This is a genomic window from Escherichia sp. MOD1-EC6819, assembly GCF_002965765.1.
Lineage (GTDB): Bacteria > Pseudomonadota > Gammaproteobacteria > Enterobacterales > Enterobacteriaceae > Escherichia > Escherichia ruysiae.
The window spans coordinates 1-14,711 of the sequence record NZ_PTRG01000021.1; the positions used below are offsets into that span (position 1 = coordinate 1).

At 52.6% G+C, this 14,711-nt stretch carries 11 protein-coding genes; 9 read left to right on the forward strand and 2 right to left on the reverse strand.

Annotated features, from left to right (window positions below):
* The 9 genes from A7Z06_RS20995 to rpoC form a co-directional block, all read left to right on the forward strand.
* Positions 1 to 125: EF-Tu C-terminal domain-related protein (locus A7Z06_RS20995; protein ID WP_072117485.1), on the forward strand; the 125-nt coding region annotated here is incomplete at its 5' end.
* Between the two features lie 229 nt (positions 126 to 354).
* Entirely contained in the window at positions 355 to 738 is a 384-nt protein-coding gene (gene secE / locus A7Z06_RS21000; RefSeq protein ID WP_001275702.1) for a preprotein translocase subunit SecE, read from the forward strand.
* A 1-nt stretch (position 739) separates the two neighbouring features.
* Complete coding sequence (gene nusG, locus A7Z06_RS21005) at positions 740 to 1,285, forward strand: transcription termination/antitermination protein NusG (RefSeq protein WP_001287521.1); 546 nt, start codon at positions 740 to 742, stop codon at positions 1,283 to 1,285.
* A gap of 158 nt (positions 1,286 to 1,443) precedes the next feature.
* A complete protein-coding gene (gene rplK / locus A7Z06_RS21010; protein WP_001085926.1) occupies positions 1,444 to 1,872 on the forward strand; it encodes a 50S ribosomal protein L11 in 429 nt (142 codons plus the stop codon).
* A 3-nt stretch (positions 1,873 to 1,875) separates the two neighbouring features.
* On the forward strand, positions 1,876 to 2,580 hold the full coding sequence (rplA, locus tag A7Z06_RS21015) for a 50S ribosomal protein L1 (protein WP_001096683.1): 705 nt from the start codon (positions 1,876 to 1,878) through the stop codon (positions 2,578 to 2,580).
* A gap of 411 nt (positions 2,581 to 2,991) precedes the next feature.
* Positions 2,992 to 3,489: a 50S ribosomal protein L10 gene (rplJ, locus tag A7Z06_RS21025; RefSeq protein WP_001207201.1), complete on the forward strand. Its 498-nt coding sequence runs from the start codon at positions 2,992 to 2,994 to the stop codon at positions 3,487 to 3,489.
* A 66-nt stretch (positions 3,490 to 3,555) separates the two neighbouring features.
* A complete protein-coding gene (gene rplL, locus A7Z06_RS21030) occupies positions 3,556 to 3,921 on the forward strand; it encodes a 50S ribosomal protein L7/L12 (protein WP_000028878.1) in 366 nt (121 codons plus the stop codon).
* 318 nt (positions 3,922 to 4,239) lie between these two features.
* The gene (rpoB, locus tag A7Z06_RS21035) at positions 4,240 to 8,268 is read left to right on the forward strand and encodes a DNA-directed RNA polymerase subunit beta (RefSeq protein WP_000263098.1); all 4,029 of its coding nucleotides are present in this window, start codon (positions 4,240 to 4,242) and stop codon (positions 8,266 to 8,268) included.
* 76 nt (positions 8,269 to 8,344) lie between these two features.
* Positions 8,345 to 12,568, forward strand: a complete 4,224-nt coding sequence (gene rpoC, locus A7Z06_RS21040; protein WP_000653937.1) for a DNA-directed RNA polymerase subunit beta' — start codon at positions 8,345 to 8,347, stop codon at positions 12,566 to 12,568.
* Positions 12,569 to 12,809: 241 nt separating this feature from the next.
* Here the strand turns inward: rpoC and thiH are convergent, their stop codons facing one another.
* Together thiH and thiG are read right to left on the reverse strand one after the other, a co-directional pair.
* A complete protein-coding gene (thiH, locus tag A7Z06_RS21045) occupies positions 12,810 to 13,943 on the reverse strand; it encodes a 2-iminoacetate synthase ThiH (protein ID WP_000847481.1) in 1,134 nt (377 codons plus the stop codon).
* Complete coding sequence (thiG, locus tag A7Z06_RS21050) at positions 13,940 to 14,710, reverse strand: thiazole synthase (protein ID WP_000944046.1); 771 nt, start codon at positions 14,708 to 14,710, stop codon at positions 13,940 to 13,942. Before thiG ends, thiH begins: the two co-directional genes overlap by 4 nt.
* Position 14,711 lies beyond the last annotated feature (1 nt).

The window sequence follows — 14,711 nt, forward strand, 5'->3', positions numbered from 1 at the left end:
GCGACAACATCAAAATGGTTGTTACCCTGATCCACCCGATCGCGATGGACGACGGTCTGCGTTTCGCAATCCGTGAAGGCGGCCGTACCGTTGGCGCGGGCGTTGTAGCTAAAGTTCTGAGCTAATTGCCGATAACATTTGACGCAATGCGCAATAAAAGGGCATCATTTGATGCCCTTTTTGCACGCTTTCGTACCAGAACCTGGCTCATCAGTGATTTTCTTTGTCATAATCATTGCTGAGACAGGCTCTGTTGAGGGCGTATAATCCGAAAAGCGAATACGCGTTTCGATTTGGTTTGCCTCGCTATCGCGGGGTGAAAATGTTTGTAGAATACTTCTGACAGGTTGGTTTATGAGTGCGAATACCGAAGCTCAAGGAAGCGGGCGCGGCCTGGAAGCGATGAAGTGGGTCGTTGTGGTGGCATTGCTCCTGGTGGCAATCGTCGGCAACTACCTTTATCGCGACATTATGCTGCCGCTGCGTGCGCTGGCCGTAGTAATTCTGATTGCTGCAGCGGGTGGTGTCGCGCTGTTAACGACAAAAGGTAAAGCAACCGTTGCTTTTGCCCGTGAAGCGCGTACCGAAGTCCGTAAGGTCATTTGGCCGACTCGCCAGGAAACATTGCACACCACGCTGATTGTGGCTGCGGTTACCGCAGTAATGTCACTGATCCTGTGGGGACTGGATGGTATTCTGGTTCGCCTGGTATCCTTTATCACTGGCCTGAGGTTCTGAGATGTCTGAAGCTCCTAAAAAGCGCTGGTACGTCGTTCAGGCGTTTTCCGGTTTTGAAGGCCGCGTAGCAACGTCGCTGCGTGAGCATATCAAATTACACAACATGGAAGAGTTGTTTGGCGAAGTCATGGTTCCGACTGAAGAAGTCGTTGAGATCCGTGGCGGTCAGCGTCGCAAAAGCGAACGCAAATTCTTCCCTGGCTACGTCCTCGTTCAGATGGTGATGAACGACGCGAGCTGGCACCTGGTGCGCAGCGTACCGCGTGTGATGGGCTTCATCGGCGGTACTTCCGATCGTCCTGCGCCAATCAGCGATAAAGAAGTTGATGCGATTATGAACCGCCTGCAGCAGGTTGGTGATAAGCCGCGTCCGAAAACGCTGTTTGAACCGGGTGAAATGGTTCGTGTTAATGATGGTCCGTTCGCTGACTTCAACGGCGTCGTTGAAGAGGTGGATTACGAGAAGTCTCGTCTGAAAGTCTCTGTTTCTATCTTCGGTCGTGCGACCCCGGTAGAGCTGGACTTCAGCCAGGTTGAAAAAGCCTAACCCAGCGATCAAAAAAGCGGCGATTTAATCGTTGCACAAGGCGTGAGATTGGAATACAATTTCGCGCCTTTTGTTTTTATGGGCCTTGCCCGTAAAACGATTTTTTATATCACGGGGAGCCTCTCAGAGGCGTTATTACCCAACTTGAGGAATTTATAATGGCTAAGAAAGTACAAGCCTATGTCAAGCTGCAGGTTGCAGCTGGTATGGCTAACCCGAGTCCGCCAGTAGGTCCGGCTCTGGGTCAGCAGGGCGTAAACATCATGGAATTCTGCAAAGCGTTCAACGCGAAAACTGATTCCATCGAAAAAGGTCTGCCGATTCCGGTAGTTATCACCGTTTACGCTGACCGTTCTTTCACTTTCGTTACCAAGACTCCGCCGGCAGCAGTTCTGCTGAAAAAAGCGGCTGGTATCAAGTCTGGTTCCGGTAAGCCGAACAAAGACAAAGTGGGTAAAATTTCCCGCGCTCAGCTGCAGGAAATCGCGCAGACCAAAGCTGCCGACATGACTGGTGCCGACATTGAAGCGATGACTCGCTCCATCGAAGGTACTGCACGTTCCATGGGCCTGGTAGTGGAGGACTAAGAAATGGCTAAACTGACCAAGCGCATGCGTGTTATCCGCGAGAAAGTTGATGCGACCAAACAGTACGACATCAACGAAGCTATCGCTCTGCTGAAAGAGCTGGCGACTGCTAAATTCGTAGAAAGCGTGGACGTTGCTGTTAACCTCGGCATCGACGCTCGTAAATCTGACCAGAACGTACGTGGTGCAACTGTACTGCCGCACGGTACTGGCCGTTCCGTTCGCGTAGCTGTATTTACCCAGGGCGCAAACGCTGAAGCTGCTAAAGCTGCAGGCGCTGAACTGGTAGGTATGGAAGATCTGGCTGACCAGATCAAGAAAGGCGAAATGAACTTTGACGTTGTTATTGCTTCTCCGGATGCAATGCGCGTTGTTGGCCAGCTGGGCCAGGTTCTGGGTCCGCGCGGCCTGATGCCGAACCCGAAAGTGGGTACTGTAACCCCGAACGTTGCTGAAGCGGTTAAAAACGCTAAAGCTGGCCAGGTTCGTTACCGTAACGACAAAAACGGCATCATCCACACCACCATTGGTAAAGTGGACTTTGACGCTGACAAACTGAAAGAAAACCTGGAAGCTCTGCTGGTTGCGCTGAAAAAAGCAAAACCGACTCAGGCGAAAGGTGTGTACATCAAGAAAGTTAGCATCTCCACCACCATGGGTGCAGGTGTTGCAGTTGACCAGGCTGGCCTGAGCGCTTCTGCAAACTAATACCTTTACGTGGGCGGTGATTTTGTCTACAATCTTACCCCCACGTATAATGCTTAATGCAGACGTATATCCGAGATATTCGGGTTGTGGCAAGGCGGCAACTGAGTGAGTCGCCAGGAGCATAGCTATTATGTGACTGGTGCGAACGAAGGAAGCCAACGCTGCCACAAGCTGAATAGCGACGGATAGAAAAGATTTGTTCGTTGGAGCCTGGCCTATCCAGGCCTCCGTCGAAGACCGCAGGAGTTTCGTAAGAAACTTAATCCCCTGCGTAGACGGTGACAGAACGCTAAGATTATTCTTTTATATTCTGGCTTGTTTCTGCTCACCGTAATTAAGACGCTCTCTCCATTTGGAGGAGTGAAGTGAGTTCCAGAGATTTTCTCTGGCAAACATCCAGGAGCAAAGCTAATGGCTTTAAATCTTCAAGACAAACAAGCGATTGTTGCTGAAGTCAGCGAAGTAGCCAAAGGCGCGCTGTCTGCAGTGGTTGCGGATTCCCGTGGCGTAACTGTAGATAAAATGACTGAACTGCGTAAAGCAGGTCGCGAAGCTGGCGTATACATGCGTGTTGTTCGTAACACCCTGCTGCGCCGTGCTGTTGAAGGTACTCCGTTCGAGTGCCTGAAAGACGCGTTTGTTGGTCCGACCCTGATTGCATACTCTATGGAACACCCGGGCGCTGCAGCTCGTCTGTTCAAAGAGTTCGCGAAAGCGAATGCAAAATTTGAGGTCAAAGCCGCTGCCTTTGAAGGTGAGCTGATCCCGGCGTCTCAGATCGACCGCCTGGCAACTCTGCCGACCTACGAAGAAGCAATTGCACGCCTGATGGCAACCATGAAAGAAGCTTCGGCTGGCAAACTGGTTCGTACTCTGGCTGCTGTACGCGATGCGAAAGAAGCTGCTTAATCGCAGTTATCTTTTTAACGCATTCGCTTACGTATAAACTTATTCTGATATTCAGGAACAATTTAAATGTCTATCACTAAAGATCAAATCATTGAAGCAGTTGCAGCTATGTCTGTAATGGACGTTGTAGAACTGATCTCTGCAATGGAAGAAAAATTCGGTGTTTCCGCTGCTGCTGCTGTAGCTGTAGCTGCTGGCCCGGTTGAAGCTGCTGAAGAAAAAACTGAATTCGACGTAATTCTGAAAGCTGCTGGCGCTAACAAAGTTGCTGTTATCAAAGCAGTACGTGGCGCAACTGGCCTGGGTCTGAAAGAAGCTAAAGACCTGGTAGAATCTGCTCCAGCTGCTCTGAAAGAAGGCGTGAGCAAAGACGACGCTGAAGCACTGAAAAAAGCTCTGGAAGAAGCTGGCGCTGAAGTTGAAGTTAAATAAGCCAACCCTTCCGGTTGCAGCCTGAGAAATCAGGCTGATGGCTGGTGACTTTTTAGTCACCAGCCTTTTTGCGCTGTAAGGCGCCAGTAGCGTTTCACACTGTTTGACTACTGCTGTGCCTTTCAATGCTTGTTTCTATCGACGACTTAATATACTGCGACAGAACGCCCGTTCTGTGTAAATCGCAATGAAATGGTTTAAGCGTGATAGCAACAGGCATTGCGGAAAGTATCCATTTTCCGGTCAACAAAATAGTGTTGCACAAACTGTCCGCTCAGTGGACAGATGGGTCGACTTGTCAGCGAGCTGAGGAACCCTATGGTTTACTCCTATACCGAGAAAAAACGTATTCGTAAGGATTTTGGTAAACGTCCACAAGTTCTGGATGTACCTTATCTCCTTTCTATCCAGCTTGACTCGTTTCAGAAATTTATCGAGCAAGATCCTGAAGGGCAGTATGGTCTGGAAGCTGCTTTCCGTTCCGTATTCCCGATTCAGAGCTACAGCGGTAATTCCGAGCTGCAATACGTCAGCTACCGCCTTGGCGAACCGGTGTTTGACGTCCAGGAATGTCAAATCCGTGGCGTGACCTATTCCGCACCGCTGCGCGTTAAACTGCGTCTGGTGATCTATGAGCGCGAAGCGCCGGAAGGCACCGTAAAAGACATTAAAGAACAAGAAGTCTACATGGGCGAAATTCCGCTCATGACGGACAACGGTACCTTTGTTATCAACGGTACTGAGCGTGTTATCGTTTCTCAGCTGCACCGTAGTCCGGGCGTCTTCTTTGACTCCGACAAAGGTAAAACCCACTCTTCGGGTAAAGTGCTGTATAACGCGCGTATCATTCCTTACCGTGGTTCCTGGCTGGACTTCGAATTCGATCCGAAGGACAACCTGTTCGTACGTATCGACCGTCGCCGTAAACTGCCTGCGACCATCATTCTGCGTGCACTGAACTACACCACTGAACAGATCCTCGACCTGTTCTTTGAAAAAGTTATCTTTGAAATCCGTGATAACAAGCTGCAGATGGAACTGGTGCCGGAGCGCCTGCGTGGTGAAACTGCATCTTTTGACATCGAAGCTAACGGTAAAGTGTACGTAGAAAAAGGCCGCCGTATTACTGCGCGCCACATTCGCCAACTGGAAAAAGACGACGTCAAACTGATTGAAGTTCCGGTTGAGTACATCGCAGGTAAAGTGGTCGCCAAAGACTATATTGATGAGTCTACCGGCGAGCTGATCTGCGCAGCGAACATGGAACTGAGCCTGGATCTGTTGGCTAAGCTGAGCCAGTCTGGTCACAAGCGTATCGAAACGCTGTTTACTAACGATCTGGATCACGGCCCATATATCTCTGAAACCTTACGTGTCGACCCAACTAACGACCGTCTGAGCGCACTGGTAGAAATCTACCGCATGATGCGTCCTGGCGAGCCGCCGACTCGTGAAGCTGCTGAAAGCCTGTTCGAGAACCTGTTCTTCTCTGAAGACCGCTATGATCTGTCTGCGGTTGGTCGTATGAAGTTCAACCGTTCTCTGCTGCGCGAAGAAATCGAAGGTTCCGGTATCCTGAGCAAAGACGACATCATTGATGTTATGAAAAAGCTCATCGATATCCGTAACGGTAAAGGTGAAGTCGATGATATCGACCACCTCGGCAACCGTCGTATCCGTTCTGTTGGCGAAATGGCGGAAAACCAGTTCCGCGTTGGCCTGGTACGTGTAGAGCGTGCGGTGAAAGAGCGTCTGTCTCTGGGCGATCTGGATACCCTGATGCCTCAGGATATGATCAACGCCAAGCCGATTTCCGCAGCAGTGAAAGAGTTCTTCGGTTCCAGCCAGCTGTCTCAGTTTATGGACCAGAACAACCCGCTGTCTGAGATTACGCACAAACGTCGTATCTCTGCACTCGGCCCAGGCGGTCTGACCCGTGAACGTGCAGGCTTCGAAGTTCGAGACGTACACCCGACTCACTACGGTCGCGTATGTCCAATCGAAACGCCTGAAGGTCCTAACATCGGTCTGATCAACTCCCTGTCCGTGTACGCACAGACTAACGAATACGGCTTCCTTGAGACTCCGTATCGTAAAGTGACCGACGGTGTTGTAACTGACGAAATTCACTACCTGTCTGCTATCGAAGAAGGTAACTACGTTATCGCCCAGGCGAACTCCAACCTGGATGAAGAAGGCCACTTCGTAGAAGACCTGGTAACTTGCCGTAGTAAAGGCGAATCCAGCTTGTTCAGCCGCGACCAGGTTGACTACATGGACGTATCCACCCAGCAGGTGGTATCCGTCGGTGCGTCCCTGATCCCGTTCCTTGAACACGATGACGCCAACCGTGCATTGATGGGTGCGAACATGCAACGTCAGGCCGTTCCGACTCTGCGTGCTGATAAGCCGCTGGTTGGTACGGGTATGGAACGTGCTGTTGCCGTTGACTCCGGTGTAACTGCGGTTGCTAAACGTGGCGGTGTCGTTCAGTACGTGGATGCTTCCCGTATCGTTATCAAAGTTAACGAAGACGAGATGTATCCGGGCGAAGCTGGTATCGATATCTACAACTTGACCAAATACACCCGTTCGAACCAGAACACCTGTATCAACCAGATGCCGTGTGTTTCTCTGGGTGAACCGGTAGAACGTGGCGACGTGCTGGCAGATGGTCCGTCCACCGACCTCGGTGAACTGGCGCTCGGTCAGAACATGCGCGTGGCGTTCATGCCGTGGAATGGTTACAACTTCGAAGACTCCATCCTCGTATCCGAGCGTGTTGTTCAGGAAGACCGTTTCACCACTATTCACATCCAGGAACTGGCGTGTGTGTCCCGTGACACCAAGCTGGGGCCGGAAGAGATCACCGCTGACATCCCGAACGTGGGTGAAGCTGCGCTCTCCAAACTGGATGAATCCGGTATCGTTTACATTGGTGCGGAAGTAACCGGTGGCGACATTCTGGTTGGTAAGGTAACGCCGAAAGGTGAAACTCAGCTGACCCCAGAAGAAAAACTGCTGCGTGCGATCTTCGGTGAGAAAGCGTCTGACGTTAAAGACTCTTCTCTGCGCGTACCAAACGGTGTATCCGGTACGGTTATCGACGTTCAGGTCTTTACTCGCGATGGCGTAGAAAAAGACAAACGTGCGCTGGAAATCGAAGAAATGCAGCTCAAACAGGCGAAGAAAGACCTGTCTGAAGAACTGCAGATCCTCGAAGCGGGTCTGTTCAGCCGTATCCGTGCTGTGCTGGTAGCCGGTGGCGTTGAAGCTGAGAAGCTCGACAAACTGCCGCGCGATCGCTGGCTGGAGCTGGGCCTGACCGACGAAGAGAAACAAAATCAGCTGGAACAGCTGGCTGAGCAGTATGACGAACTGAAACACGAGTTCGAGAAGAAACTCGAAGCGAAACGCCGCAAAATCACCCAGGGCGACGATCTGGCACCGGGCGTGCTGAAGATTGTTAAGGTATATCTGGCGGTTAAACGCCGTATCCAGCCTGGTGACAAGATGGCAGGTCGTCACGGTAACAAGGGTGTAATTTCTAAGATCAACCCGATCGAAGATATGCCTTACGATGAAAACGGTACGCCGGTAGACATCGTACTGAACCCGCTGGGCGTACCGTCTCGTATGAACATCGGTCAGATTCTGGAAACCCACCTGGGTATGGCTGCGAAAGGTATCGGCGACAAGATCAACGCCATGCTGAAACAGCAGCAAGAAGTCGCGAAACTGCGCGAGTTCATCCAGCGTGCGTACGATCTGGGCGCTGACGTTCGTCAGAAAGTTGACCTGAGTACCTTCAGCGATGAAGAAGTTATGCGTCTGGCTGAAAACCTGCGCAAAGGTATGCCGATCGCAACGCCGGTGTTCGACGGTGCGAAAGAAGCAGAAATTAAAGAGCTGCTGAAACTTGGCGACCTGCCGACTTCTGGTCAGATCCGCCTGTACGACGGCCGCACTGGTGAACAGTTCGAACGTCCGGTAACCGTAGGTTACATGTACATGCTGAAACTGAACCACCTGGTCGACGATAAGATGCACGCGCGTTCCACTGGTTCTTACAGTCTGGTTACTCAGCAGCCGCTGGGTGGTAAGGCACAGTTCGGTGGTCAGCGTTTCGGGGAGATGGAAGTGTGGGCGCTGGAAGCATACGGCGCGGCATACACTCTGCAGGAAATGCTCACCGTTAAGTCTGATGACGTGAACGGTCGTACCAAGATGTATAAGAACATCGTGGACGGCAACCATCAGATGGAGCCGGGCATGCCAGAATCCTTCAACGTATTGTTGAAAGAGATTCGTTCGCTGGGTATTAACATCGAACTGGAAGACGAGTAATTCTCGCTCAAACAGGTCACTGCTGTCGGGGTAAAACCCGGCAGCGGATTGTGCTAACTCCGACGGGAGCAAATCCGTGAAAGATTTATTAAAGTTTCTGAAAGCGCAGACTAAAACCGAAGAGTTTGATGCGATCAAAATTGCTCTGGCATCGCCAGACATGATCCGTTCATGGTCTTTCGGTGAAGTTAAAAAGCCGGAAACCATCAACTACCGTACGTTCAAACCTGAGCGTGACGGCCTTTTCTGCGCCCGTATCTTTGGGCCGGTAAAAGACTACGAGTGCCTGTGCGGTAAGTACAAGCGCCTGAAACACCGTGGCGTTATCTGTGAGAAGTGCGGCGTTGAAGTGACCCAGACCAAAGTACGCCGTGAGCGTATGGGCCACATCGAGCTGGCTTCTCCGACTGCGCACATCTGGTTCCTGAAATCTCTGCCGTCCCGTATCGGCCTGCTGCTCGATATGCCGCTGCGCGATATCGAACGCGTGCTGTACTTCGAATCCTATGTGGTAATCGAAGGCGGTATGACCAACCTGGAACGCCAGCAGATCCTGACTGAAGAGCAGTATCTGGACGCGCTGGAAGAGTTCGGTGACGAATTCGACGCGAAAATGGGTGCGGAAGCAATCCAGGCTCTGCTGAAGAGCATGGATCTGGAGCAAGAGTGCGAACAGCTGCGTGAAGAGCTGAACGAAACCAACTCCGAAACCAAGCGCAAGAAGCTGACCAAGCGTATCAAACTGCTGGAAGCGTTCGTTCAGTCTGGTAACAAGCCAGAGTGGATGATCCTGACCGTTCTGCCGGTACTGCCGCCAGATCTGCGTCCGCTGGTTCCGCTGGATGGTGGTCGTTTCGCGACTTCTGACCTGAACGATCTGTATCGTCGCGTCATTAACCGTAACAACCGTCTGAAACGCCTGCTGGATCTGGCTGCGCCGGATATCATCGTACGCAACGAAAAACGTATGCTGCAGGAAGCGGTAGACGCCCTGCTGGATAACGGTCGTCGCGGTCGTGCGATCACCGGTTCTAACAAGCGTCCTCTGAAATCTTTGGCCGACATGATCAAAGGTAAACAGGGTCGTTTCCGTCAGAACCTGCTCGGTAAGCGTGTTGACTACTCCGGTCGTTCTGTAATCACCGTAGGTCCATACCTGCGTCTGCATCAGTGCGGTCTGCCGAAGAAAATGGCGCTGGAGCTGTTCAAACCGTTCATCTACGGCAAGCTGGAACTGCGTGGTCTTGCTACCACCATTAAAGCTGCTAAGAAAATGGTTGAGCGCGAAGAAGCGGTCGTTTGGGATATCCTGGACGAAGTTATCCGCGAACACCCGGTACTGCTGAACCGTGCACCGACTCTGCACCGTCTGGGTATCCAGGCATTTGAACCGGTACTGATCGAAGGTAAAGCTATCCAGCTGCACCCGCTGGTTTGTGCGGCATATAACGCCGACTTCGATGGTGACCAGATGGCTGTTCACGTACCGCTGACGCTGGAAGCCCAGCTGGAAGCGCGTGCGCTGATGATGTCTACCAACAACATCCTGTCCCCGGCGAACGGCGAACCAATCATCGTTCCGTCTCAGGACGTTGTACTGGGTCTGTACTACATGACCCGTGACTGTGTTAACGCCAAAGGCGAAGGCATGGTGCTGACTGGCCCGAAAGAAGCTGAGCGTATTTATCGCGCTGGCCTGGCCTCTCTGCATGCGCGCGTTAAAGTGCGTATCACTGAATACGAAAAAGATGCTAACGGTGAATTAGTAGCGAAAACCAGCCTGAAAGACACGACTGTTGGCCGTGCCATTCTGTGGATGATTGTACCGAAAGGTCTGCCTTACTCCATCGTCAACCAGGCGCTGGGTAAAAAAGCAATCTCCAAAATGCTGAACACCTGCTACCGCATTCTCGGCCTGAAACCGACCGTTATTTTTGCGGACCAGATCATGTACACCGGCTTTGCATATGCAGCGCGTTCCGGTGCATCGGTTGGTATCGATGACATGGTCATCCCGGAGAAGAAACACGAAATCATCTCCGAGGCAGAAGCAGAAGTTGCTGAAATTCAGGAACAGTTCCAGTCTGGTCTGGTAACTGCGGGCGAACGCTACAACAAAGTTATCGATATCTGGGCTGCGGCGAACGATCGTGTATCCAAAGCGATGATGGATAACCTGCAAACTGAAACCGTTATTAACCGTGACGGTCAGGAAGAGAAGCAGGTATCTTTCAACAGCATCTACATGATGGCCGACTCCGGTGCGCGTGGTTCTGCGGCACAGATTCGTCAGCTTGCTGGTATGCGTGGTCTGATGGCGAAGCCGGATGGCTCCATCATCGAAACGCCAATCACCGCGAACTTCCGTGAAGGCCTGAACGTACTCCAGTACTTCATCTCCACCCACGGTGCTCGTAAAGGTCTGGCGGATACCGCACTGAAAACTGCGAACTCCGGTTACCTGACTCGTCGTCTGGTTGACGTGGCGCAGGACCTGGTGGTTACTGAAGACGATTGTGGTACTCATGAAGGTATCATGATGACTCCGGTTATCGAGGGTGGCGATGTTAAAGAGCCGCTGCGCGATCGCGTACTGGGTCGTGTAACTGCAGAAGACGTTCTGAAGCCGGGTACTGCCGATATCCTCGTTCCGCGCAACACGCTGCTGCATGAACAGTGGTGTGACCTGCTGGAAGAGAACTCTGTCGACGCGGTTAAAGTACGTTCTGTTGTATCCTGTGACACCGACTTTGGTGTATGTGCGCACTGCTACGGTCGTGACCTGGCGCGTGGCCACATCATCAACAAAGGTGAAGCAATCGGTGTTATCGCGGCACAGTCCATCGGTGAACCGGGTACACAGCTGACCATGCGTACGTTCCACATCGGTGGTGCGGCATCTCGTGCGGCTGCTGAATCCAGCATCCAGGTGAAAAACAAAGGTAGCATCAAGCTCAGCAACGTGAAGTCGGTTGTGAACTCCAGCGGTAAACTGGTTATCACTTCCCGTAACACCGAACTGAAACTGATCGACGAATTTGGTCGTACCAAAGAAAGCTACAAAGTGCCTTACGGTGCGGTACTGGCGAAAGGTGATGGCGAACAGGTTGCAGGCGGCGAAACCGTTGCAAACTGGGACCCGCACACCATGCCGGTTATCACTGAAGTAAGCGGTTTTGTTCGCTTCACCGATATGATTGACGGTCAGACCATTACTCGTCAGACCGACGAACTGACCGGTCTGTCTTCGCTGGTAGTTCTGGATTCCGCAGAACGTACCGCAGGTGGTAAAGATCTGCGTCCGGCACTGAAAATCGTTGATGCTCAGGGTAACGACGTTCTGATCCCTGGTACTGATATGCCTGCGCAGTACTTCCTGCCGGGTAAAGCGATTGTTCAGCTGGAAGATGGCGTACAGATCAGCTCTGGTGACACCCTGGCGCGTATTCCGCAGGAATCTGGCGGTACTAAGGACATCACCGGTGGTCTGCCGCGCGTTGCGGATCTGTTCGAAGCACGTCGTCCGAAAGAGCCGGCAATCCTGGCGGAAATCAGCGGTGTCGTTTCCTTCGGTAAAGAAACCAAAGGTAAACGTCGTCTGGTTATCACCCCGGTAGACGGTAGCGAACCTTACGAAGAGATGATTCCGAAATGGCGTCAGCTCAACGTGTTCGAAGGTGAACGTGTAGAACGTGGTGACGTCATTTCCGACGGTCCGGAAGCGCCGCACGACATTCTGCGTCTGCGTGGTGTTCATGCTGTGACTCGTTACATCGTTAACGAAGTACAGGACGTATACCGTCTGCAGGGCGTTAAGATTAACGATAAACACATCGAAGTTATCGTTCGTCAGATGCTGCGTAAAGCCACCATCGTTAACGCGGGTAGCTCCGACTTCCTGGAAGGCGAACAGGTTGAATACTCTCGCGTCAAGATCGCAAACCGCGAACTGGAAGCGAACGGCAAAGTGGGTGCAACTTATGCCCGCGATCTGCTGGGTATCACCAAAGCGTCTCTGGCAACCGAGTCGTTCATCTCTGCGGCATCGTTCCAGGAGACCACTCGCGTACTGACCGAAGCAGCTGTTGCGGGCAAACGCGATGAACTGCGCGGTCTGAAAGAGAACGTTATCGTGGGTCGTCTGATCCCGGCAGGTACGGGTTATGCGTATCACCAGGATCGTATGCGCCGCCGTGCTGCGGGTGAAGCTCCGGCTGCACCGCAGGTGACTGCAGAAGACGCGTCTGCCAGCCTGGCAGAACTGCTGAACGCAGGTCTGGGCGGTTCTGATAACGAGTAATCGTTAATCCGCAAATAACGTAAAAACCCGCTTCGGCGGGTTTTTTTATGGGGGTTATTCAGAGGGAAAAGCCTTCACGGGAAATATTAAGAAAGGCAGGGCGAAACGAGGAAGAAGCTTTTCGCCCTGGACAACATTCCTGCTGACGGTACTACCATAAAAAAACGCAACGCTTTCAACAACATTCCGTTTTTCATCTTCCGTAGCAGCTCGGAATAAATTTACGTTCTTACATTCTGTCTCATGGCCTTTGCGAGGCGCGTCCCAGATAGTTGTCCCAGTCTTTCCATACCGGCTGCAAACCCTGAGCGATTAATGCGGCAGCAACCGTTTCAGGTCGGCGATCGTCGTGCGGTGAGAACTGTTCCAGCTCGGGGTGATTGTCGGCATAGCCACCTGGCTGCGTTTTCGAGAAGGCGCTGACGTTATTAATTGCCAGCGGAATAACGCGATCGCGAAACCACGGTGATTCCCGCGTGGAGAGTGAGAGTTCAATCTCCGGCGCAAGCAGACGGAAGGCGCAGATGGTTTGCACTAACTGGCGTTCATCCATAATCGACGCTGGCTCAATCCCGCCAGTACACGGGCGCAGGCGCGGGAAGGAGACGGAATAACGACTTTGCCAGTAATGCTGTTGCAGCCACAGTAAATGCTCGGCAACCATATAGCAGTCAACGCGCCAGCTGTCAGAAAGGCCGATTAGCGCGCCGAGGCCTATCTTATCAATCCCCGCGCGACCCAGCCGATCCGGCGTTTCCAGTCGCCAGAAAAAGTCCTGTTTTTTACCTTTCAGATGATGGCGGGCATATGTCGCCTCGTGATACGTCTCCTGATAAACCATTACCCCATCGAGACCAAGTTGCTTTAACTCGGCGTATTCCGCTTCCGCCAGCGGCTGTACTTCCATCTGTAGTGAAGAGAACTGTTCACGCAGGGCAGGGAGATGACGACGAAAGTAATCCATTCCCACTTTTGCCTGATGTTCACCAGTGACCAGCAACAGATGCTCAAAGCCCATTTCCCGAATAGCGGCGCTTTCTCTGGCGATATCTGCTTCATCCAGCGTTTTGCGCTTGATGCGATTGCTCATGGAAAATCCACAGTACGTGCAGTCGTTAGCGCAAAGATTGGAAAGATAAAGCGGGACGTAGAAGCTGACGACGTTGCCAAATCGCTGACGAGTCAGACGCTGCGCCCGTTGAGCCAGTGGTTCCAGGTATTCACTGGCGGCTGGCGATAACAGCGCCATCATGTCGTCGCGGGTAAGTGGCGCTGTACTCAGCGCCCGCTCTACGTCAGCAGCCGTTTTGCTGTTGATACGCAGGCGGATGTCGTCCCAGTCCAGTTGCCGCCAGCGGTCGCTGAAGGTTTTCATGCCGATGCCTCCAGAAATCCGGTCAGTGGGCTGGTGGCATGAGCAAAATGACTGCGGCTGCCAGGTCCGGCCTGACGTGCCAGCAGGCCCGCTTCTACCGCCAGGCGAAATGCCTTCGCCATGGTGACGGGATCGTCCGCGACGGCAATTGCCGTATTCACTAACACCGCATCGGCGCCCATTTCCAGCGCCTGCGCGGCATGGCTTGGAACGCCGATGCCAGCATCAACGACTACCGGAACCGTGGCCTGCTGGATAATAATCTCCAGCATGGCGCGGGTTTCTAGCCCCTGATTAGAACCAATCGGTGCACCGAGCGGCATCACCGCTGCACAGCCCACTTCTTCCAGACGTTTGCACAACACCGGATCGGCACCGCAGTAAGGCAGCACGACAAATCCCTGTTGTACCAGCGTTTCGGCGGCTTTCAGGGTTTCGATGGGATCGGGCAACAACCAGCGGGCGTCAGGGTGAATCTCCAGCTTCAGCCAGTGTGTTCCTAACGCTTCACGTGCCAGATGGGCAGCGAAAATGGCTTCTTCCGCCGTTTTCGCCCCAGAAGTATTCGGTAGCAGTGTCACACCCGCCGCGATAAGCGGGGCGAGGATAGCGTCATTGTGTTGGCGCAAGTCGACGCGTTTCATTGCCAGCGTCACCACCTGGCTGCCGGAAGCGCGGATCGCCTCCACCATAAGTTGTGAAGAGGCGAATTTCCCTGTGCCGGTAAACAGATGTGAATCAAACATTTTGTCCGCGATACGTAACATT

What these genes read in the sequence shown, in the direction of transcription:
- secE (WP_001275702.1), top strand. Translation starts at nt 355, where the DNA reads ATGAGTGCGAATACCGAAGCTCAAGGAAGCGGGCGCGGCCTGGAAGCG.
- nusG (WP_001287521.1), top strand. Translation starts at nt 740, where the DNA reads ATGTCTGAAGCTCCTAAAAAGCGCTGGTACGTCGTTCAGGCGTTTTCC.
- rplK (WP_001085926.1), top strand. Translation starts at nt 1,444, where the DNA reads ATGGCTAAGAAAGTACAAGCCTATGTCAAGCTGCAGGTTGCAGCTGGT.
- rplA (WP_001096683.1), top strand. Translation starts at nt 1,876, where the DNA reads ATGGCTAAACTGACCAAGCGCATGCGTGTTATCCGCGAGAAAGTTGAT.
- rplJ (WP_001207201.1), top strand. Translation starts at nt 2,992, where the DNA reads ATGGCTTTAAATCTTCAAGACAAACAAGCGATTGTTGCTGAAGTCAGC.
- rplL (WP_000028878.1), top strand. Translation starts at nt 3,556, where the DNA reads ATGTCTATCACTAAAGATCAAATCATTGAAGCAGTTGCAGCTATGTCT.
- rpoB (WP_000263098.1), top strand. Translation starts at nt 4,240, where the DNA reads ATGGTTTACTCCTATACCGAGAAAAAACGTATTCGTAAGGATTTTGGT.
- thiH (WP_000847481.1), bottom strand. Translation starts at nt 13,943, where the DNA reads ATGAAAACCTTCAGCGACCGCTGGCGGCAACTGGACTGGGACGACATC.
- thiG (WP_000944046.1), bottom strand. Translation starts at nt 14,710, where the DNA reads ATGTTACGTATCGCGGACAAAATGTTTGATTCACATCTGTTTACCGGC.